Source organism: Microbispora sp. GKU 823 (assembly GCF_002027145.1).
GTDB classification, from domain to species: domain Bacteria; phylum Actinomycetota; class Actinomycetes; order Streptosporangiales; family Streptosporangiaceae; genus Microbispora; species Microbispora siamensis.
Genome location: NZ_MWJN01000034.1, coordinates 20,518 through 39,202 on the forward strand (window position 1 = coordinate 20,518; position 18,685 = coordinate 39,202).

Sequence of the window (18,685 nt, forward strand, 5' to 3'; positions counted from 1 at the left end):
GCAAGCCGGGCATATTGCTGAAAGCCACGTAGATGGGCCGGGCTCGTCTCCGCGAGGAGACCATGCCCGGCCCAGCGAGAGGGGAACGACATGGTGCGGGCGATTCGCGGAGCCGTCCAGGTCGACGGCAACGATCGTGACGCGATACTCGCCGGGACGACCGAGCTGGTGACCGAGGTGATGGGGCGCAACAACCTCACGACCGACGACGTCATCAGCGTGATCTTCACGTGCACGCCCGACCTCACCGCAGAGTTCCCCGCGCTGGCCGCGCGCAAGCTCGGGTTCCACGACGTGCCCCTGCTGTGCGCGACCGAGATCGACGTGCCGGGCGCGCTTCCGCGCGTGGTGCGGCTGATGGCCCACGTGCAGACCGACCGTCCCCGGCAGGAGATCCAGCATGTGTACCTGCGCGGCGCCGCGGCGCTGCGCGTGGACATCGCCCAGTAGGCGACACCCGGAAGGACCACGCCGGGGCGGCACGGCCGGCGAACCATCACCATCCACCCCACGAGACATCCGTCGCGGGACAGCGCACCCGGGGACGGCGACGGCAGGAAGAGCACGATGACTCCCATCGAGGACGCCGAGATCGGCAGTGTGGTCGTTGTCGGGACGGGCCTCATCGGCACGTCGATCGCACTGGCGCTGCGGCAGCGGGACGTGCGGGTCTTCCTGGCCGACCGGGACGCGGGAGCCGTACGGCTCGCGCGTGAGCTGGGCGCGGGGGAGGACTGGACCGGCGAGCAGCGGGTGGATCTCGCGGTCATCGCCGTGCCGCCCCAGTTCGTCGCCCAGCAACTGCTCGACCTGCAAAAGCGTGACAGCGCCCGCTTCTACACCGACGTGGCGAGCGTGAAGGCGCTCCCGCTGGCCCAGGCCGCCCAGCTCGGCTGCGACCTGTCGGCGTACATCGCGGGGCACCCGCTCGCGGGCCGGGAGCGGTCGGGCCCGGCGGCGGCCCGCGCGGACCTGTTCCTCGGCCGTCCGTGGGCGTACTGCCCCACGGACGAGGCGTCCCCGCGGGCGGTGGCCGCGGTGGAGCGGCTGATCTCGCTGTGCGGCGGCAACGCCGTCCGGGTGGACGCGGACGAGCACGACCGCGCCGTCGCGGTGGTCTCCCACGCCCCGCACGTGACGGCCGCCGCGGTGGCGGCCCGGCTGGCGGAGGCGTCGGAGACGGCGCTCGGGCTGTCGGGGCAGGGCGTGCGCGACGTGACCCGCATCGCGGCCAGCGACCCCGCGCTGTGGACCGGCATCCTCGAGGGCAACGCGCTGCCCGTCGCCGAGGTGCTGGAGGCGCTCGTGGCCGACCTGAGCGCCGCCGCCCGGTCGCTGCGCGCGCTGGCGGGCGACGGCGCGGCGATGGAGCAGGTCACCGATCTCCTGTCGCGCGGCGTGCGGGGGACCGGCAGGATCCCCGGCAAGCACGGCGGCCCGGCGCGGACGTACGCGGTGGTCCAGGTGCTCATCGGCGACCGTCCCGGCGAGCTGGCCCGCCTGGTCCAGGCCGCGGGCGAGACGGGAGTCAACATCGAGGACATCCGCCTGGAGCACGCCACCGGGCTGGAGCTCGGCGCGGCCGAGCTTTACGTCCAGCCGGAGGCGGCGGGAGTGCTCACCGACGGCCTGCGCGAGCGCGGCTGGCAGGTGCCGGGCTGATCCGGTCTCCCGGTGCGGCCGGTGGTGTCCGGGTGACCGCCGGTTCCGGGGCGAGAGCGGGAGCGGTGTAGCGGCGCAGGTCGGGGATCGCCCAGGCGATCGCCGTCACGGCGGCCACGGTGAGCAGTCCGCCCGCGCAGATCACGATGCGCGGGCCGTACGCCGCGCCGGCAACACCATGCAGCAGGTTCGCGATCTGTGGCCCTCCGACCAGCACGACGGTGAGCGCGCCCTGGACACGCCCGCGTACGGCGTCGCCGGTGCGCGCCTGCGTGATCGTGGTGCGGAAGGTGCTCAGCACGAAGTTGACCGCGCCGCCGAGCGCGAGCGCCCCCAGCGCGATCCACAGCTCGGCGGCCAGGCCGGCGAGCACGACGGCGATCCCCCACGCGATGGCGACACCCGCCACGAGGGCGCCGTGGCGCCGGGCGCGGGTGAACGTGCCCGACAGCAGCCCGGCCGCGAAGACCCCGGCGGGGTAGGCCGCGTAGAGCAGCCCCGTCTCCGGGCCGCCCCCGGCCGTGCCGCCGAAGGCGTGGCGGGCCAGCGCGGACCAGCGAGCTGAGGCCGTTGGCCGCTGGCAACAGCTCGGCCGGGACGAGGCGGGGCACGGTGGCCCCCGTCGTCGTCATGACCGTCCCGTAGGTCAGCCCCTGGAAGGCCACCGCCACCAGCAGGACGGGGACGGAGCGGCCGCCCAGGACCGCCTGGATCCACAGGGCCGCGTACGTCAGGGCCAGGCCGAGATGGGCGGCCAGCAGCATCGTCCGCCGGTCCATGACGTCGGCGAGGGCGCCGCTCCACACCGCCGCCACGATCAGCGCGGCGAGCGACACCCCAGCGGCGGCTCCCACGGCCGCCGACGAGCCGGTGACCGTGAACAGCTGCGTCGGCACCGCGACCACGCTGAAGGACCCGCCCACGGCACAGACCACCGAGGCGGCCCACATCCGCCGGAACGCCGGGACGGCCAGCGGCCGGCAGTCGACGGCGAAGGACCGGGCGGAGGCCGGCCTGGAGGAACAGGTGGAAGAACGGGGCGGCCGCGCCGTCGCGGCACTCATCGCGCGACCCCGTCGTCGCCGGTGGCCGTACTTCCCTCCGCCGCCACCGCGTCGGCCACCGGGCCGGCCACCGGGTCAGCCGGAGCGTCGGCCACCACATCGGCGACCACACAGGCGACGTTGTCGGGGGCGCCGGCGGCGTACGCCAGGTCGATCAGCTCGTCGACGACCTGCCGCGGACCGCCGGGACCGGCGAGCGTCTGGCGCAGTACGCCGGCCGGCACGACACCCGGCAGCCCGTCCGAGCAGAGCAGGTAACGGTCACCGGGGACGGCCTCGTGCATCGACAGGTCGGGCAGGGAGGACCCGGCGCCGGTCAGCGCGCGCACCAGGAGCGAGCGCCGCGGGTGGGAGACGGCCTCCTCCGGGGTGAGCCGCCCCTCGTCGATCAACGACTGCACGTACGAGTGGTCGTGGGTGATCTGGAACAGCCCCCCGTCGCGGAACAGGTACGCCCGGCTGTCGCCGATGTGCACCAGCGCCAGCCGCGACCCGGACCACACGAGCGCGGTCAGCGTGGTGACCGCCTCCCCCGACGGTGTCGAGGCGGCGATGTCCCGGATCGCCCGCTCCGCGTCGCCGACGGCGTCGGCGAGCGCGCCGAGCAGGTCCTCGGCGGGCGCGGGCAGGGTCCGCAGGCGCGTGAGCGCGTCGACGGCCGCCGCTGCGGTGCGGTCGCCGCCCGGGCCGCGCATTCCGTCGGCCACCGCGAGCAACCGCTCGCCGGCGTACGCGACGTCCTCGTTGCTCGTTCGCACCGGCCCGGGCTCCGACCGGGCGGCGTAGCGGATCCCCAGCCTGGTCGTGGTGTCCTTCACGGCGCTGCCCCTTCCCGACAGGTGGTCGACGAGGAAGGCGGCGAGGCGGCCGCGGGCCTCGGTCTCGGCCGTGACGTGCCGCCAGTAGGCGGCCACCTCCTCGGCCGCGTCCGGCGAGGGCAGGTCGCACACCTGACGGACGCGCGCCAGCGGCATGCCGAGCCGCCGCAACCCGGCGATCAGGCGGGCCCGTTCCAGCTGGGCCGGGTCGTAGTAGCGGTATCCCGACTCGGCCGTCCACGGCGGCCGGCCGCAGCAGCCCGAGCTCGTCGTACAGCCGCAGCGCCTTGGGCGACAGCCGGGCGGCCCGGGCGAACGTCCCGATGGTCAGCAGCTCCCGCACCACTCCTCCTCGTCCCGGCCGCCACGGCCGGGTGCCGACGATGCTGGGGCTTCACCCAGGGGCAAGGTCAACACGCGCACGGTCAAGAGGCGGAGGATCAGCGGTCCTGCGCCTCATGCCCGAGCCGGGCCTGGATGCCGTCGAGGATGAGGTCCAGCCCTCGCTGGAACTGGCCGTCGAAGTCGTCGTCGGCGAGCTGGGCGTGCCGGGTCAGGGTGGGATACAGCTCCGCCCGCTGGTCGAGGTACTCCTGGGCCTGACGGCGTAGTTCGGTCTCCTCCGCGGAGTCGCGGACCGAGCCGCGCCAGGTGATCTCCGCCGCGGTGTACCCCTGGACGTAGTACGTCAGAGTGCCGACGGCGGCGAGCAGTTCGGGGCCGCGCAGCCCGGCCCGCGCGAGCGTGGCGTAGAACAGCTCGGAGCGGGCGAGGAAGTGCGGGCCCAGCAGGGGACGGACCGCCATCAGCGACGGCAGCCAGGAGTGGCGTTTCATCACGCGGCGACTCTGGTGGAGCTGCCGGGTCAGGACCTGGCGCCAGGGCGTGATGCCGGTGTCGTCGAGTTCGATCTCCGCGAAGACCTGGTCCATGGCCAGGTCGAGCACGTCCTCCTTGCCGCGGACGTACTCGTAGGCCGACATCACCCCCGCGTCGAGCCGGGCGGCGAGGCGGCGCATGGAAAAGCCCGTCACTCCCTCGGCGTCGAGCAGGGCGACGGCGGCCCGCGCGATGCGTTCGCGGGACAGCCGGGGCTTGCGCGGCTGTTCCTCCGTGAACCAGACGGCGGGCGGTCGCTGCCGGGACATCCGCTCCTCCTTCCGTACGACGTACGGCCAACCGTACAGCTAGCTTCGGCACCGCGGTCGTGTCATGGAAGGGAGAGATGTCGTATGACCCCCCAGGAGTGGCTGCGCGCGTACGCGTTGCTGGCACTGCGCGTCAACAGGCAGGTGACCGGGGACGGTGGGGCGACCATGCTCGTCTACCGCGGGCCGCAGGAGTGGAGCGAACAGGTCGAACGGGAGGATCCGCCTCCACCGGGACGGCTGGCCGACGACGCCGAGGCCCTGCTGGACCGGCCGCCGTTCGAACCGGGGCGGGTCCGGTATCTGACGGCGCAGGTGCGGGCGCTGCGCGCGGTCGCCCGGCGCCTCGGCGGGGAGGAACTGCCACTGCCGGAGTACGCCCGCCGGTGCCTGGGTGTCGAGGTGCCCTGGCTGCCGCCGGAGGTGTTCGAGGAGGCGCACGCCCAGCTCGACCGGGCCCTGCCCCGTGCCGGAGGAGGGCCCGGCTCGCTGGCCGAGCGGCTGCGGGCCTGGCAGGCGGCCCACACCCTGCCGGTGGAACGGCTCGGCCGGCTGCCCGCCCTCGTGGAACGGGCCGTGGCCGAGACGCGCCGGCGTACGAACGCGCTGGTGCCGCTGCCGGACGACGAGGTGGTGGAGTGCCGGCTGCAGCGCGGCGCGCATTACCTGGCGGCCGGTCACTACGCGGGCGGACTGCGCTCGACGATCTTCATCAACGCCGATCTGCCGTTCAACCTGGCCGACCTGCTGTACGTGGTGGCGCACGAGGGCCATCCCGGGCACATCGCCGAGTCCATGCTCAAGGAGCTGGTGCTGATCGAGGAGCAGGGCCGGCTCGACCAGTGGGTGAGGTTCATGCTCGGGCCGTCGTTCGTGATCAGCGAAGGGCTCGGGCTGCACGCGCAGGACATCGTCTTCGAGGATGACGAGGCCCAGGCATGGCTGACCGCCAACGTCCTGGCCGAGGAGGGAATCGACCCCGACGGCAGCGACTTCGCCGCCATCCACCGGGCCCGCACCGCGTTGTTCGGCGTCTGGGCCAACGCGGCGTTCCTGGTCGCCGAGGGGCGGCCGGACCACGAGGTCGCGGGCTACCTGTCGCGCTGGGCCCTGCTCTCCGACGCCGAGGCCGCCGCGGTGCTGGGCTCACTGCGCACGGCGGGGATGGGGATCTACACGCTCGGCTACTACCACGGATGGCGGCTGCTGAACTCCTGGCTCGACCACCCCGACCGCACCGTCCGCGTACGGCGCCTGCTCACCGAGCAGTTGCTGCCGGCGGATCTGGAGTCCTGAGGGCGCCCACCAGGCGCGCTCCCCGAGCAGCCGCATGGTGGCCGGCACCAGCAGGCAGCGCACGATCGTCGCGTCCACGGCGACCGCGATCACCAGGCCGACGCCGACCATCTTCATGATCGTCACGCTGGAGAAGGCGAAACCGGCGACGGACACGGCGACGAGGAGGGCGGCGCTGGTGACGACCCCGGCCGTCCGGGCCAGGCCGCGCGCCATCGCCTCCGCGGGATCGGCCCCGCGCTCGCGCTCCTCGCGTACGCGCGACAGGAGGAACATCTCGTAGTCCATCGCCAGCCCGAAGGCGATCGCGACGATCAGCACGGGGAAGTTCACGTCGACGGCTCCGACCGGCTCGAAGCCGAGCAGCCCGGCCAGGCGGCCGTCCTGGAAGATCAGCTTGATGGCGCCGAAGGACGCCGACAGCGACAACAGGTTCAGCAGCACCGACTTGATCGGCAGGATCACCGAGCCGAACGCCAGGAACATCAGGGCGATCGACACCACGGCCACGAACAGCACCATCCACGGCAGGCGGGAGACGACCATGTCCACGATGTCCACCCGCGAGGCGGGCATCCCGGTGAACGACGTGACGGCCCCGGCCGGAGGCGGCACGGCCCGCAGGTCCTCGACCATCCGCACGGCCTCGCGAGACATGGGGTCCATCGCGTAGCCGAGGGTGATCCTGGCGAGAGCGCCGGAGGTCCCGGTGACGGACGCGCCCTCCACACCGGGCACGGCGTCCAGACGGGCGGCGTAACCGTCCAGCGCGGCCCGGTCCAGGGCGCGTGGCGACTCGACGACGGCCGTCACGACCTTGGCGGGGTCGGCGGTGAAGCGCTCGTCCAGTTCCCGGGTCACGGCGCGCGCGTCGGCGCCCGCGGGCAGCACCCAGTCGCCGGGCCTGGCCCAGTTCACACCGAGGAACGGCAGGCCGAGCGCCACGAGCACCGCGACGGCGGCGAGCGCGCTCGCGAGGGGCCGCCGCATGACGGCGTGGGCCAGTCGATGCCACCGCTCGCCGGAGGCGGCGGGCCGGGCGCGGCCGGTTCGCCGCCCTATCACCGCCAGCAGCGCGGGCAGCACGGTGAGGGAGGTCAGCACGGCCAGGACGACCGTGGCGGCGCCCGCGTACGCCATCGACAGCAGGAACCGCGAGGGGAACACCGCGAGCCCCGCGAACGACAGCGCCACGACCGCGCCGGAGAACGCGATCGTCCGGCCCGCGGTGGCCGTCGTCCGCTCCACCGCCGTCTCGACGGACGCGCCCCTGCCGAGCTCCTCCCTGAACCGGGTGACCGCGAGCAGCGCGTAGTCGATCGCCAGGCCGAGGCCGAGCACCGTGACGACCTGGATGGCGAACGTCGAGACGTCGGCGACCAGCGTGACCAGGCGCAGGACCGCCATCGTGCCGAGCGCGGCGACCACGCCGACGGCCAGGGGAAGCGCGGCCGCCAGGAGGCTGCGGAAGACCACCGCCAGCAGGAGCAGCAGGATCGGAACCGAGATCGCCTCGGCCAGGCCGATGTCACGCCCGATCATGCTGTTGACCTGGTCGGTCATGGCCGTGATCCCGCCGAACCGCACGGTCAGGCCCTCGACGTCGAACCTGTCCCGGATGCCGCGCAGGGCCCGCACGCGCTCCTGGTCGTCGGGGGAGCGGAACTGCACGGTGACGTACGTCGCGTGCCGGTCCTCCGACACGAAGCCGGGTGAGCCGGTCGACCAGTACGACTCCAGCCGTACGACGTCCTGGCGGGGGACCGCGTCGAGGGCCCGGCGTACGGGGCAGGCGAAGGCGGGGTCGTCCACGGTGAGGCGGTCGCTTTCGTACAGCACGACGACGTCGGCCGTGTGGCGGCCCAGCGGTCCGGCGAGCAGACGGTCGGCGTGCGAGGACGGGCTGCCGGGGTCGTCGAAGCCCGCGCCGCCGCCGAGGCGGCCGAAGACGCCGACGCCCCAGACGCCCGCGACCACGGTGAACAGCAGCGCGCCCAGCAGGATCAGGCGACGGCGACGGACCGCTAAGCGGCCGAGAGCGCCGAACATGCGCTTCCCCCATTCCGATAGTAGAGAGTGTCACTATCCATAATTGATCGATAGCGACGCTATCCATATCTGCGGGTGGGAGCAAGCCCCGGGCCTATCCTTGGAGGGTGCGGCGAGGGAGAGGGACATGCGGATCGCGGAGCTGAGCAGGCGGACCGGGGTCCCGATCCCCACCATCAAGTACTACATGCGGGAGGGGCTGGTCCCGCCGGGAGAGCGGACCGGCCCCAACCAGGCGCGGTACGGCGAGGAGCACGTCAGGCGGCTGCGGCTGGCCCGGGCGCTGGTCGAGGTCGGCGGGCTGCCGGTGGCCTCGGCCCGTCAGGCGCTCGCGCTGATCTTCTCCTCCGGCATCTCCGAGTTCGACGTGCTCGGCAAGGCGCAGTACGCGCTGACCCCACCCAGGGAGCACGCCGAGGACGACGCCTGGGACGAGGCCGCCGCGCAGGTCGACGACCTGATCGCCCGGCGGGGCTGGCAGGTCAAGCCGGGCAACCCGGCCAGGCGGACGCTGGCGGACGCGCTGGCGACCCTGCGCCGCCTCGGTCAGGACGACTACCTGGACCTGCTGGAGACCTACGCCGAGACCGCCCGAGACCCTGGCGGACACGGAGGTGCGGGCGATCGGCCGGCGCGGCGACCTGCACGCCATGGCCGAGGCGATCGTGATCTGGACGGCTCTCGGCGACCCTGTGCTCGCCTCCCTGCGCCGCCTGGCCCAGGAGGCGCGGGCGGCCCGGGTGCTGGGCGGGACCGCCGAGGAGACCGCCTGAGAGCCGTCGCGCGGGAGGCCCCGTCCCGCCGCCGATGCATGCTTTCCGGCGGTATCCCGGTAGCCTCGGGGACGACGATTCGAAGGGGAGAAGGAGAGCCGGTGTCGGGTCTGGTCGTCGCCATGGACGGTCCCTCGGGATCGGGCAAGTCGAGTGCCTCGAAGGGCGTCGCGCGGGCGCTGGGCCTGCGATACCTCGACACGGGCGCCATGTACCGCGCGGTCACCTGGTGGATGCTCCAGCGGGGCGTGAACCTGGAGGACGCCGCCGAGATCGCCGCGAGGTCCGCCGAGCCCGCACTGGTGATGAGCACCGACCCCGACGCGCCGGGCGTCACCGTGGACGGCGTCGACGTCAACGGGCCGATCCGCGGCCCCGAGGTGACCGGCGCGGTGTCGGCCGTCAGCGCCGTGCCCGAGGTGCGCCGCCGGCTTGTGGCCCTGCAGCGGGAGATCATCGCCGAGTCCCTTCCCGGCGGGGGGATCGTGGTCGAGGGCCGCGACATCGGCACCGTGGTCGCGCCGGACGCGCCCGTCAAGATCTACCTCACGGCGAGCGCCGAGGCGCGCGCCCTGCGCCGTACGGCCGAACTGGACGGGACGACCGTGGAGGCGCAGCGGGCCGCGATGGCCCGGCGCGACACCCTCGACTCGACGCGCAAGGCCGATCCGCTGGCGATGGCCGCGGACGCGGTGGAACTGGACACGACGCCGCTGGACCTGGACGAGGTGATCGCCGAGGTGCTCCGGCTCGTCAAGGAGCGGGTCTGACGCCCGCACGCCCCGCCTGACCGCCTCCAGCGCCGCGTCTGCCGCGCCGTGTCTGCAGAGAAGGGGGTGGGCCACGCGGTGCGACGTACGTACGAGCCCGGCCCCGGAAGCGGTCCGCCGGGAGGCCTCACGGGAGGCCGGGGAGAACGGGAAGAGCAGCCGATGAGGCAGGGTATGGACGTGACGGGGGAGTACGACGAGGACGAGGGCGGCTGGATCGAGGCCGAGCTCGCCGAGCTTTCCGCCGAGGAGGCGGAGCGGGAGCCCGACTCGGGCCCGCTGCCGGTCGTCGCCGTGGTGGGGCGCCCCAACGTCGGCAAGTCGACACTGGTCAACCGCATCATCGGCCGTCGTGAGGCGGTCGTGGAGGACGTGCCGGGCGTGACCCGCGACCGGGTCACCTACGAGGCGACCTGGCGGGGCCGTCGGTTCACGCTGGTGGACACCGGCGGCTGGGACCCCGACGCGACCGGGATGGCCCTGCGCATCGCCGAGCAGGCGCAGATCGCGGCCGAGCTGGCCGACGTGATCCTCTTCGTGGTGGACGCCAGTGTCGGGGTCACCGACTCCGACGAGGCCGTCGGCGCGGTCCTGCGCCGCTCGGGCAAGCCGGTCGTGCTGGCCGCCAACAAGGTCGACAACCAGCAGATGGAGCTGGAGGCGACCGGGCTGTGGTCGCTCGGCCTGGGCGAGCCGCACCCCGTCTCGGCCCTGCACGGCCGCGCCAGCGGCGACCTGCTCGACGTGGTGCTCGACGCGCTGCCCGAGACGCCGCCGCAGACGTTCGGCGAGCGGCGGGGCCCGCGCCGGATCGCGCTGCTGGGCAAGCCCAACGTGGGCAAGTCGTCGCTGCTCAACAAGCTCGCCGGTGAGGAGCGGGTGCTCGTCGACCCGATGGCCGGCACACCCGCGACCCGGTGGACGAGCTGATCGAGCTGGGCGGCACGACGTACCGGTTCATCGACACGGCCGGCATCCGGCGGCGCGACCGCGAGCTGAAGGGCGCGGACTTCTACGCGGCGATGCGCACGCGGGCCGCGCTGGAGCGGGCGGAGGTCGCGGTCGTGCTGATCGACGCCTCCGAGGTGCTGACCGAGCAGGACCTGCGGATCATCGGCCTGGTCATCGAGTCGGGCCGGGCGATGGTGGTCGCGTTCAACAAGTGGGACCTGGTCGACGAGGACCGGCGGTACTACCTGGAGAAGGAGATCGACCGGCAGCTCGTCCGCACGCCCTGGGCGCTGCGGGTGAACATCTCGGCGAAGACCGGCCGCCACGTCGAGAAGCTGGCCCCGGCGATCGAACGGGCCCTGGAGTCGTGGGGCACGCGGGTGCCGACGGCCCGGCTCAACCAGTTCCTCACCGAGCTGGTGCAGGCCACTCCGCCGCCGGTGCGCGGGGGCCGGCAGCCCAAGATCCTGTTCGCCACCCAGGCGTCCACGGAGCCGCCGAAGTTCGTGCTGTTCACCTCGGCGTTCCTGGAGGAGACCTACCGCCGGTTCCTCGAGCGCCGCATCCGCGAGGAGTTCGGCTTCGCGGGCTCCCCGATCGAGGTGACGATGAAGATCCGCGAGAAGCGCAAGAAGAAGTAACCCCGGCCGGCCCTCGGCCGGCACGTCGCGAACGCCGTAGTCCGGGCGGCTCAGTCTCCGCCGCCGTCGCGGGAGGCGGCCGACAGCAGGGCGAGCGCCGCCTGGCGGGCCTGCTCGCCCGTGCCGGCCGTGCCGTGGTGCGCGGCGACGACGGTGGCGCCCTCGACCAGCATGAGCAACTGGCGTCCCAGGAGGGGCGGATCGGCGGCTCCGGCGCGCTCGGCGATGCCGGTCAGCAGGTCGAGGTAGCGGTCGAGGTGGCGCGCGGTGATGGCGCGCACGGGCTCGACGTGATGTTGAGCCGCCGCGTTCAGCATCGCGCAGCCGCGGAAGACCGGATCCTCGTACCACTCTCGCAGCGCGTCGAACACCGCGGCGAGCTGGTCGCGGGGGTCGTCCCCGGCCGCCGCGGCGGCCTCGGCCAGCCAGCGGGTCACGCGTTCGCTGCGGGCCCGGAGCATGGCCTCCACGAGCCCGTCCTTGGTGCCGAAGTGCCGATAGAGCGTCTCCTTCGACACCCCGATGAGGGCGCACAGCTCGGCGACGCCGACGCCGTCGAGCCCGCGTTCGTACAGTACGGCGGTGGCCGCCTCCAGGATGGCGGCGCGGGTGCGCTCCGGATCGATCGTCGAGCCCTTGGGAACCGGCATGCCTAAGATGGTACCGACCGGTTCGATCCGCTGCTACGCTTCGAGATCGTACCGATCGGTTCGATCTCCGGGAGTCCGTCATGTCCGACCCTCTCGCCATCGGCACGCCGGTCCGGCGGGAGACACGTCAGGCGGCGTGGCAGGCGGCGCGGCTGGCTCTCGGCACCGCGTCGGCTCTCGGGCTGGCGCGTTTCGCGTACGGGCTGCTCCTTCCGGCGATGCGGGACGAGCTGCACTGGTCCCTGGGCGAAGCCGGGGCGATGAGCGCCGCCAACGGGCTGGGCTACCTGCTCGGCGCGCTGGTGACCGCGGTCGTCGTACGCCGCCTGGGCACGGCGGCAACCTTCCGGTGGGGCATGGTCCTCACCGCGGTGGCGCTGGCGGCCACCGCGACGAGCGACGCCTATCCGGTGCTGCTGGCGGCGCGTGCCGCGGCCGGCGCGGCGGGCGCGCGTGTTCGTCACCGGCGGCGTCATCGCGTCGCGCCTCGCCGCCCGCGCCGCTCCGGGGCGCCCATCACCGTCTACTTCGCGGGCGCCGGGGTGGGCATCGTCGTCAGTGGCGCCGGCATCCCGACGCTGGGCGACCACCTGCACCTGGCCTGGGCCGGCCTGGGCGTGGCCGCCGGGCTGGCGGCGCTGCTGAGCTGGACCGCCGCCAGGGCCGGGGAGGACGCGCAGCCGGGGGAGGAGGCGCAGGCCGCCGGCGCCGGGCGGGTCCACGTGTGGCCGCTGTGGGGGGTCGCCCTGGCCTACCTGCTGTTCGCCGCCGGTTACATCACCTACATCACCTTCCTGTCCGCCTACCTGGCCGACCGGCACGCGCCGCTCGGGCAGGTGGTGCTCACTTGGACGGCGCTCGGCCTGGCCGTGGTGGCGGCGCCCGCGCTGTGGAGCCGCCCGACCGCGCAGTGGCCCGGCACCCGGGCCCTGGCCGTGCTGCTCGGCCTCCTGGGCGGCGGCGCGGCGCTGGCGATGGCGGCGTCCGCACCACCGGTCATCCTCGCCTCCGCGATCATTTACGGGGCGACGTTCATGGGCGTGCCCGCCGCCGTCACCGCGCTCATCAAGGCGAACACCCCGCCCGCCGACTGGACGGCCACCCTGGCGGCGTTCACCACGATCTTCGCGGCCGGGCAGACCGCGGGCCCGTGGCTCGCCGGGCTCGTCGCCGACCACACCTCGACCGCCGCGACCCTGGCGTGGACCGCGATCCTGTGCGCCGCCGCGGCGCTGATCGCGGCGTCCGCGAATCGCTCCCGCCGGGCCGGGACCGGTTCGGCCGACAAGACACCCGACGCGCAAGCGTCCACGAGACGGTGAGGCGCACCATGGCCACGTTCGCCCTGATCCCCGGCATGTGCCACGGCGGCTGGTGGGCGGGGTGCGCGACACACCGCGGGAGCTGCTGACGATCCTGCTCGAGACGGCCTGATCCCGGCCGGCGGCTACACCGACAAAAGGTTCAGCATCCAGGAAGAAGACCAAACTCCCGCAAAGGACCACGATCGGAGTCGCCCAGTAGCGGGCAACCAACTGCGATCCCGTCCACGCACGGCGTGGACGGCGACGCCCGATCGCCCTATGGGGAGCACATGCTGAACCGACGGAACTTTCTGGCGCTCGGCGGTCTCGTCGCGGGAGGGGCGGTCCTGAGCCCTCCGCTGCTGGCCCTGCGTGCGGGTGCGGCCGATCTCGGGGCACGGCGGACCGGGGCGGCCTCCACCGGACCGTTCCAGGTCCGCATGCCCGTGCCGCAGACGCTGCGGCCGGTGCGCTCGAGCGCCGCCGGCGACGCCTACCAGATCGACATCCGGCCCGCCGACGTGGAGATCTTGCCCGGTGTCACGACCCCCGCGCTGACGTACAACGGGTCCTTCGTCGGACCGACGATCCGGGCCAAGACCGGCCGCCCGGTCACCGTCACCTTCCGCAACTGGCTCGACATGCCGGCCAACGTGCACCTGCACGGCGGTCACACGCCCGCGAGCAGCGACGGCCACCCGATGGACGTCATCGAGCCGGGCCAGTCGCGCGTGTACGAGTACCCGAACGCGCAGCGGGGCGCGACGCTCTGGTACCACGACCACTCCCACCACATGGAGGCGGAGCACGTCTACCGGGGCCTGCACGGCTTCTACCTGATCGACGACGACGCGGAGAAGGGGCTGCGCCTGCCGTCCGGGGCGTTCGACGTGCCCATCCTGATCCGCAACGCCCAAATCGACGAGACCGGTGCGCTCGTCTTCGGCAACCCGGCGGAGCGCACCGTCCTCACCGCCAACGGCAAGGCGCAGCCGTACTTCCCGGTGTTCGCGCGCAAGTACCGCCTCCGGCTGCTCAACGGCTCGACGGAGGGATCGTTCACGCTCGGCCTCGACGGCGTGCAGTTCACCCAGATCTCCTCCGACGGCGGCCTGCTCCCGGAGCCGGTGCCCCGGACGCAGCTGACGCTGAGCGCCGGCGAGCGAACCGACGTGGTGGTGGACTTCTCCCGCCACACGGTCGGCACCCGCCTCGTCCTGTCCGATGCGACCGCGGGCCCCATCGTCCGGTTCGACGTGGTGGGGCAGGCCTCCGACCTCAGCCTGCTGCCCGACGAACTGCGCCCCCTGCCGGCCCTCGGCACCGCCACCGTCGAGCGCGAGGTGACGCTGAGCTTCGACATGTCGGGCTCCATGCCGGTGGGGCTCGTCAACGGCCAGCCGTACGACCCGAACCGGAACGACTTCCAGATCAAGCGGGGTTCGACCGAGATCTGGCGCGTCGTCAACGGGGACACCGCCTGGGGGTTCCCGCACAACTTCCACCTGCACCAGACGTCCTTCCGGGTGCTGGAGCGCGACGGCGGCGCGCCGACGCTCGACGACGCGGGGCTGAAGGACACGCTGCCCCTGGCGGCGGGCTCGGTCGTGCGCCTGCAGGCCACCTTCAACGACTACGTCGGCCGGTACGTGTACCACTGCCACTTCCTGGAGCACTCCTCCCTCGGCATGATGGGGCAGATGGAGATCGTTCCGTGACGCGGCCCGGGGGTAGGGAATACCCTACCCCCGGGACTGCCGCTCGCCGGATCGATCTGCGGCGGGCGGGTCAATAGCGTTGGGGACATGCGCCGACTTCTCTCCCGCCTCGGCGGCGACACGGTCTACATCCTCGTCGGGTTCCCCCTCGCGACGATCACGTTCTGCCTCACGGTGGCCGGCCTGTCGGCCGGCACCGGCCTGCTGGTGGTCTGGGTGGGCGTGCCCGTCCTCGCCCTCACCCTCCTCATCGCCCGGGGGATGGGCGACGTCGAGCGGCTCCGCATGCGCGGCGTGCTGGGCAGGGACGTGCCCCGGCCGCGGTATCCCACCTCGCCGCCCGGGGCCGGCCTGTTCCGCAGGACGGTCACCCCGCTCGCCGGGGGCCAGCCCTGGCTCGACGTGCTGCACGCGCTGCTGGCCTTCCCGGTCGCGATCGTCGCGTTCTGCGTGACCGTCACCTGGTGGGCGCTGGCTCTCGCCGGGCTGACCTATCCGCTGTACGGGTGGATCACCTCGAACATCCCCGGCAACACCGAGCTGCCCGAACTTCTCGGCCTCGGCCGGGGCTACCTGGTCGGCAGCGTCTTCTACGTCGCGATCGGGGTGATCGCCGCGATCACCCTCTACCCGGTCGTCCGCTCCTGCGCGCTCATCAAGGCATCGCTGGGCCGGGCGCTGCTGACGGCGTCGCCGAGCTGCAGGAGCGCATCGACGACCTCACCGAGGGCCGCCACGCCGCCGCCCACGCGGAGGCGAACGCGCTGCGCCGCCTGGAGCGCGACATCCACGACGGGCCCCAGCAGCGCCTGGTCCACCTGGCGATGGAGCTGTCGCGGGCCCAGCGGGAGCTGCAGAAGGACGCTACCGCCGCGCACGAGACGATCGGCAAGGCCATCAGCGCCACCCGGGAGACCCTGGACGAGCTGCGGGCGCTGTCGCGCGGCATCGCCCCGCCGATCCTCGCCGACCGCGGCCTCGCGCCGGCGCTGGCCGCCCTGGCCGGCCGCTGCACGGTGCCGGTGGAACTGGACGTCCAGACGGCCGAGCGGTATCCCGCGCTCATCGAGAACACCATCTACTTCGTCACCGCCGAGTCGCTCACCAACGTGGCCAAGCACAGCAGGGCGACGTCCTGCTCGGTCGGGCTGACCAGGATCGGCGACACGCTCATCCTCACGATCGGGGATGATGGGGTCGGCGGCGCACACGTCGCCAAGGGACACGGCCTGTCCGGCCTGGCCGACCGGCTGCGGGCCGTCGACGGCGAGCTGTCGGTGCGGTCGCCGGCGGGCGGGCCGACACTGATCACGGCGGAGGTTCCGTGCGCGTAGTGGTGGCCGACGACGCCGTTCTCATCCGGGAGGGGCTCGTCCGCCTGCTGGAGGAGTTCGGCTGCGAGGTCGTCGAGACCGTGGGCACGGGGGAGGATCTGGTCAAGGCCGTCGTCGCCCACCGGCCCGACGTGTCGGTGGTCGACGTGCGGATGCCGCCGACGTTCACCGACGAGGGCCTGCGCGCCGCCGTCGAGGCGCGGGAGAAGGCGCCGGGCGCACCCGTGCTGATCCTCTCGCAGTACGTCGAGGTGTCGTACGCGGACGACCTGCTGGCCGACGCCCGCGGCGCGGTCGGCTACCTGCTGAAGGACCGCGTGGTCGACGTCGAGGAGTTCATGGACGGCCTGCGGCGGGTCGCCGCAGGGGGGACGGTCTTCGACCCCCAGGTCGTCGCCCAGTTGATGGTGCGGCGGCGGCGCGACGACCCGCTGGCCTCGCTGACGCCGCGCGAGCGCGAGGTCCTGTCGCTGATGGCCGAGGGCAGGTCGAACCCCGCGATCGCCCGCCGCCTCGTCGTCACCGAGGGCGCGGTGGAAAAGCACATCCGCGGCATCTTCACCAAGCTCGGCCTGCACGCCGAGGACGGCGACCAGCACCGCCGCGTCCTCGCGGTGCTGGCCTACCTCCGCTCCTGACCGCACGCGTCAGGCCGGGTGGTTGCCGCCGCCCATCTCGTACGGCGTGGTGACGCCCTCGTAGGCGAGGTGGAACTCCATTCCCTGGGCGGCGTGCGCCAGGTCGTGGCAGTGGGACATCCACATGCCGGGGTTGTCCGCCACCAGGGCGACCTCCCAGACCTCGCCGGGGGCGACGTCGAAGGTGTCCATCGCCAGCCCGGTCGCGGGCACGCCGTTGCGGGACAGGATCCGCACGTGGTGGCCGTGCGGGTGCATCGGATGGGTGTCGGTGCCCCGGTTCACCACCCTGATCCTCACGGTCTGGCCCTGCCGCACGACGGGGGTGGGGATGTTCGGCCAGGCCTTGCCGTTCACCGTCTGGGCGAGCCTCGGCAGGCCGTCGGCCATGGCGAGGGTCTTGTCCAGCACCCAGGTGACCTCCTGGTCGAACCGGGCCGGCGGGGCGGTGGCCGCGCCGTACCGGGTGATGTCAACGATCGGCCCGGCCGCCGCCGGAGGCGTCGCCGGTCCGTTGACGAGGAGGGCGGGGCGGTCCCCGGCCGTCAGCAGCACCGGGCCGGAGGGCACGGTGAAGGTCAGGTCGTAACGGCCGCCCGCGGCGAGGTGCAGACGGTCGCCGTCCAGGTCGGTCGCCCCCGGCACGTCGCCGCCGTCCACCGCCGCGATCCGGTACGGCGCGCCGCCCAGCCCGAGGACCACGGGCCGGGTGTCGGTGTTCACCACGCGAAGCCGCGTCCGGGCGCCGGGCGGCAGCGCGAGGCGGGCGAGCCCGTCCACCCGCGCCGCGCCGTCCACCGACAGCGTGGGCCGGGTGCCGAACGTGTGCAGCGCGAGGACGTGGTCCTCGCTCTCCGGCAGAGGGGCGGCCGGATCGACGACCAGCAGGCCGAACAGCCCGCGCGGCACGGCGACGCTGGAGTTCTGGTGACTGTGATACCAGTACGTGCCGGCGTCTTCGGCCCGGAACCGGTAGACGTGGGTCTGCCCGGGCGCCACGGCGTTCTGGGTGACGCCGGGCACACCGTCCTCGCCGGACGGCACGTCGTACCCGTGCCAGTGGACGGTCACCGCCTGTCCGGGCAGCCGGTTGCGTAGGGTGACCTCCACCAGGTCGCCCTGCCGCACCCGCAGCACGGGCCCGGGCACCTGGCCGTTGAACGACCACGCGTCGATCGGGCCGGAGGCGAGCCGTACGGTGGCGGGCTGTGCGGTGAGCGTGAAGCGGCGGACCCGAGGCTTCGCCCGCGACGGCCCGCCGGCTGCCGCGGCGGACGGGCCGTGCAGCAGGTCGACGGAGATGCCCTGGGCAGGTGCGTGGTCGCCGAAGTGCGGGTGACCGCCCGACCAGCCGCCGCCCACGGTCAGGGCGACGGCGAGCGCGAGCACGCCGGTCCCGGCGGCCTGCCAGCGGTCGCCCGGCGTGCGGACCGCGCCGAGCAGCCGCCATGACACGACGGACGCCGCGGCGAACAGCGCGAGCACCGCCGCCGCTCCGCCGCCCGTGACCGGATAGGAGATCACGACTCCGCAGGCGACCCCGGCGACCGCGCCGTACGCGGTGACCAGCAGGGGGAACGCGACGAGCCGGGGGGACAGGACGGGAGCGCCGCCTCCGGACGGCGCGCGCAGCAGCCGGGGCAGGCTGACGGCCGCCGAGGCGAGCGCGGGAAGGACGACCAGGGGCAGGGCCAACGTGACCTTCTCCGCCACGAACCACCAGCCCGCCCGGGCGAGGCCGAGCGTGACGGGGATCCTCAGCGCCGTCACGACGATCGCCGCGGCGCACAGGGCCGCGGCGATCAGGCGGGTCCGCCGTCCGGCCGCGGCGGGCTGCCGCAGACCGGCCAGGGCGACCCCGGCGGTCCG

13 protein-coding genes and 6 pseudogenes are annotated in these 18,685 nt (G+C 73.6%); 11 read left to right on the top strand and 8 right to left on the bottom strand.

Annotated elements, in window-relative coordinates:
* Window positions 1-90: 90 nt before the first annotated feature.
* A complete protein-coding gene (gene aroH / locus B1L11_RS19365; RefSeq protein ID WP_079315792.1) occupies window positions 91-450 on the top strand; it encodes a chorismate mutase in 360 nt (119 codons plus the stop codon).
* 117 nt (window positions 451-567) lie between these two features.
* A complete protein-coding gene (locus B1L11_RS19370) occupies window positions 568-1,662 on the top strand; it encodes a prephenate dehydrogenase (protein WP_079315793.1) in 1,095 nt (364 codons plus the stop codon).
* On the opposite strand, the gene B1L11_RS51255 is transcribed toward B1L11_RS19370, so the two are convergent.
* From B1L11_RS51255 to B1L11_RS19385, 5 genes and pseudogenes are all read right to left on the bottom strand, one after another.
* The gene (locus B1L11_RS51255) at window positions 1,619-2,071 is read right to left on the bottom strand and encodes a hypothetical protein (RefSeq protein WP_372974700.1); all 453 of its coding nucleotides are present in this window, start codon (window positions 2,069-2,071) and stop codon (window positions 1,619-1,621) included. The genes B1L11_RS19370 and B1L11_RS51255 overlap by 44 nt on opposite strands.
* Window positions 2,072-2,228: 157 nt before the next feature.
* Window positions 2,229-2,726 (bottom strand): annotated as a pseudogene (locus tag B1L11_RS54960) (MFS transporter); the annotation flags it as partial.
* Window positions 2,723-3,700 carry a PP2C family serine/threonine-protein phosphatase gene (locus B1L11_RS19380; protein ID WP_218671195.1) on the bottom strand — a complete coding sequence of 326 codons (978 nt, stop codon included), beginning with the start codon at window positions 3,698-3,700 and terminating at the stop codon, window positions 2,723-2,725. The pseudogene B1L11_RS54960 and the gene B1L11_RS19380, both read right to left, overlap by 4 nt.
* Window positions 3,680-3,766: pseudogene (locus B1L11_RS54965) on the bottom strand (MerR family transcriptional regulator); the annotation flags it as partial. The pseudogene B1L11_RS54965 and the gene B1L11_RS19380, both read right to left, overlap by 21 nt.
* A 218-nt stretch (window positions 3,767-3,984) precedes the next feature.
* Complete coding sequence (locus B1L11_RS19385) at window positions 3,985-4,692, bottom strand: TetR/AcrR family transcriptional regulator (RefSeq protein ID WP_079315795.1); 708 nt, start codon at window positions 4,690-4,692, stop codon at window positions 3,985-3,987.
* Between the two features lie 84 nt (window positions 4,693-4,776).
* Here B1L11_RS19385 and B1L11_RS51265 point away from each other — a divergent pair, with 84 nt between their 5' ends.
* A complete protein-coding gene (locus B1L11_RS51265) occupies window positions 4,777-5,988 on the top strand; it encodes a DUF885 domain-containing protein (protein WP_256862698.1) in 1,212 nt (403 codons plus the stop codon).
* A 9-nt stretch (window positions 5,989-5,997) separates the two neighbouring features.
* On the opposite strand, the pseudogene B1L11_RS19390 reads toward B1L11_RS51265, so the two are convergent.
* Window positions 5,998-8,037 (bottom strand): annotated as a pseudogene (locus B1L11_RS19390) (MMPL family transporter); the annotation flags it as partial.
* Window positions 8,038-8,164: 127 nt separating this feature from the next.
* Here B1L11_RS19390 and B1L11_RS51270 point away from each other — a divergent pair.
* From B1L11_RS51270 to der, 3 genes and pseudogenes are all read left to right on the top strand, one after another.
* Window positions 8,165-8,356 (top strand): annotated as a pseudogene (locus B1L11_RS51270) (MerR family transcriptional regulator); the annotation flags it as partial.
* Between the two features lie 576 nt (window positions 8,357-8,932).
* The gene (cmk, locus tag B1L11_RS51275) at window positions 8,933-9,580 is read left to right on the top strand and encodes a (d)CMP kinase (RefSeq protein WP_256862709.1); all 648 of its coding nucleotides are present in this window, start codon (window positions 8,933-8,935) and stop codon (window positions 9,578-9,580) included.
* A 162-nt stretch (window positions 9,581-9,742) separates the two neighbouring features.
* Window positions 9,743-11,172: pseudogene (gene der, locus B1L11_RS19400) on the top strand (ribosome biogenesis GTPase Der).
* A 50-nt stretch (window positions 11,173-11,222) separates the two neighbouring features.
* Here der and B1L11_RS19405 read toward each other — a convergent pair.
* Window positions 11,223-11,822, bottom strand: coding sequence for a TetR/AcrR family transcriptional regulator (locus B1L11_RS19405; RefSeq protein ID WP_079315798.1), 600 nt, complete (start codon window positions 11,820-11,822; stop codon window positions 11,223-11,225).
* Between the two features lie 80 nt (window positions 11,823-11,902).
* Here B1L11_RS19405 and B1L11_RS19410 point away from each other — a divergent pair, with 80 nt between their 5' ends.
* From B1L11_RS19410 to B1L11_RS19425, 5 genes and pseudogenes are all read left to right on the top strand, one after another.
* The gene (locus B1L11_RS19410; protein WP_079315799.1) at window positions 11,903-13,144 is read left to right on the top strand and encodes a YbfB/YjiJ family MFS transporter; all 1,242 of its coding nucleotides are present in this window, start codon (window positions 11,903-11,905) and stop codon (window positions 13,142-13,144) included.
* A 272-nt stretch (window positions 13,145-13,416) separates the two neighbouring features.
* Window positions 13,417-14,844 (top strand): multicopper oxidase family protein, encoded by a 1,428-nt coding sequence (locus tag B1L11_RS19415; RefSeq protein WP_079315800.1) that lies wholly within the window; start codon window positions 13,417-13,419, stop codon window positions 14,842-14,844.
* Between the two features lie 87 nt (window positions 14,845-14,931).
* Window positions 14,932-15,468 (top strand): annotated as a pseudogene (locus tag B1L11_RS51280) (sensor domain-containing protein); the annotation flags it as partial.
* Between the two features lie 200 nt (window positions 15,469-15,668).
* Window positions 15,669-16,178 (top strand): sensor histidine kinase, encoded by a 510-nt coding sequence (locus tag B1L11_RS51285; protein ID WP_256862699.1) that lies wholly within the window; start codon window positions 15,669-15,671, stop codon window positions 16,176-16,178.
* A complete protein-coding gene (locus tag B1L11_RS19425; RefSeq protein WP_079315801.1) occupies window positions 16,169-16,816 on the top strand; it encodes a response regulator transcription factor in 648 nt (215 codons plus the stop codon). The genes B1L11_RS51285 and B1L11_RS19425 overlap by 10 nt, the downstream gene beginning before the upstream one ends.
* A gap of 9 nt (window positions 16,817-16,825) precedes the next feature.
* On the opposite strand, the gene B1L11_RS19430 is transcribed toward B1L11_RS19425, so the two are convergent.
* Window positions 16,826-18,586, bottom strand: a complete 1,761-nt coding sequence (locus B1L11_RS19430; RefSeq protein WP_079315802.1) for a multicopper oxidase family protein — start codon at window positions 18,584-18,586, stop codon at window positions 16,826-16,828.
* Between the last annotated feature and the right edge of the window lie 99 nt (window positions 18,587-18,685).